The organism is uncultured Mucilaginibacter sp. (assembly GCF_937859865.1).
Lineage (GTDB): Bacteria > Bacteroidota > Bacteroidia > Sphingobacteriales > Sphingobacteriaceae > Mucilaginibacter_A.
In genome coordinates this window covers 1-1,451 of record NZ_CALMAT010000014.1, presented here as the reverse complement: position 1 = coordinate 1,451, position 1,451 = coordinate 1, and the positions used below count along the sequence as shown (strand labels likewise).

At 40.0% G+C, this 1,451-nt stretch carries 1 protein-coding gene and 1 pseudogene; both read left to right on the top strand.

What is annotated here, in order from left to right:
- Positions 1-847 (top strand): annotated as a pseudogene (gatB, locus tag Q0192_RS01945) (Asp-tRNA(Asn)/Glu-tRNA(Gln) amidotransferase GatCAB subunit B); the annotation flags it as partial.
- A 3-nt stretch (positions 848-850) separates the two neighbouring features.
- On the top strand, positions 851-1,451 hold a 601-nt coding region (locus tag Q0192_RS01940), incomplete at its 3' end, for a DUF4369 domain-containing protein (protein ID WP_299285268.1).

Below are 1,451 nucleotides of genomic sequence, written 5' to 3'. Positions count from 1 at the left end.
TTCTGTCCGCAAAAAAGGCGAAACGAAGTACGGAACGCGTTGCGAGGTAAAAAATCTTAACTCCATCAAAAATGTGCAAAAAGCGATTGAGTTTGAAGCAGCCCGACAAATTGAACTGCTGGAGCGCGGCGAAAAGATTGAGCAAAACACGTTGAATTTTGATGCGGATACCGGTACAACTTCTGTTTTGCGCAGCAAAGAAATGGCAAATGATTACCGCTATTTCCCGGAACCGGATTTGTCGCCCGTCGTTTTAACAGAAGCTTACATTGAAGAAATCCGTAAAAACCTGCCTGCGTTACCGGAAGAATTATACGAGAAATACACGCAACAATTGGGTTTAAGCGATTACGAAGCTTCCGTTTTAACCGCTGACCACGAACTGGTGAATTATTTTGAGGAATTGATCAAAGAAACCACCAATTATAAAGCGGCGGCGCATTGGATGATGGGCAGCATCAAATCTTATTTAAACACGCATACTGTTTTTATCGGCAATTTTTTGGTGAAGCCGAAAACAATTGCGGAAGTGATTAAATTGGTTGATGAAGGCAAGATCAGCATTACGGTGGCCGCGCACCAGCTTTTTCAGGAACTGGTTCGCCATCCCAAAAAAACAGCCATGGAAACTGCTGCGGCTTTAAACCTGTTTATTGACCGGAACGAAGAAAAATTAGATTTGATCATTGACCAGGTTTTGCAATTGCACCCACAAAAAGTATCAGAATATAAAAAAGGCAAAAAAGGGATTTTGGGCATGTTTATGGGCGAAGTGATGAAGCTATCCAAAGGAAAAATAGACCCGAAAACAGCAAACCGCGTCTTGGCAGAAAAATTAGAAAAATAAAAAATGAGAAAAATCATAGTTCCGGCACTTGCAGCTTTGGCCTTTTTAACTGCTTGTTCTGATAAAAATTCGTTTAAGATTGAAGGGCAAATTGAACATCCGGCACAGCAAAAAGTGTTTTTGCTGGAAGCAGATTCGACCAACGTTCGCGTAATTGATTCGGTACAATTAAGCGAGCAGAACAAATTTGTCTTTAAAAAATCCACGTCATTTGCCAACCTGTACAAAATCAAAAACGGCGACCAGGAGTTTGATTTGATTGCCGAAAACGGAAACGATATTGATTTTAAAACTGATTTGGCTGATCCAAACCATAATTACACGGTTAGCGGATCGGAAGATTCTGAAAAAATTAAAGAATACAACCGCATCAGCAATATTTATACGGCTAAAAACACTAAGTTGGCCAATCAATACCAGGCCGAAGCAGGCGCAAAAGGCATAAACCAGGATTCGGTTCTAAAAAAATACCTACCCAGTTTTGAAAAGAATATGGCTGATCTCTCTACAGAAATCTTAAATTTTGTGGATAAGAACAAAAATTCATTGGCCGGTTTTTATGCCGCCATGGCTTTAGACCAGATGAAATATGAAAAAGAATTAG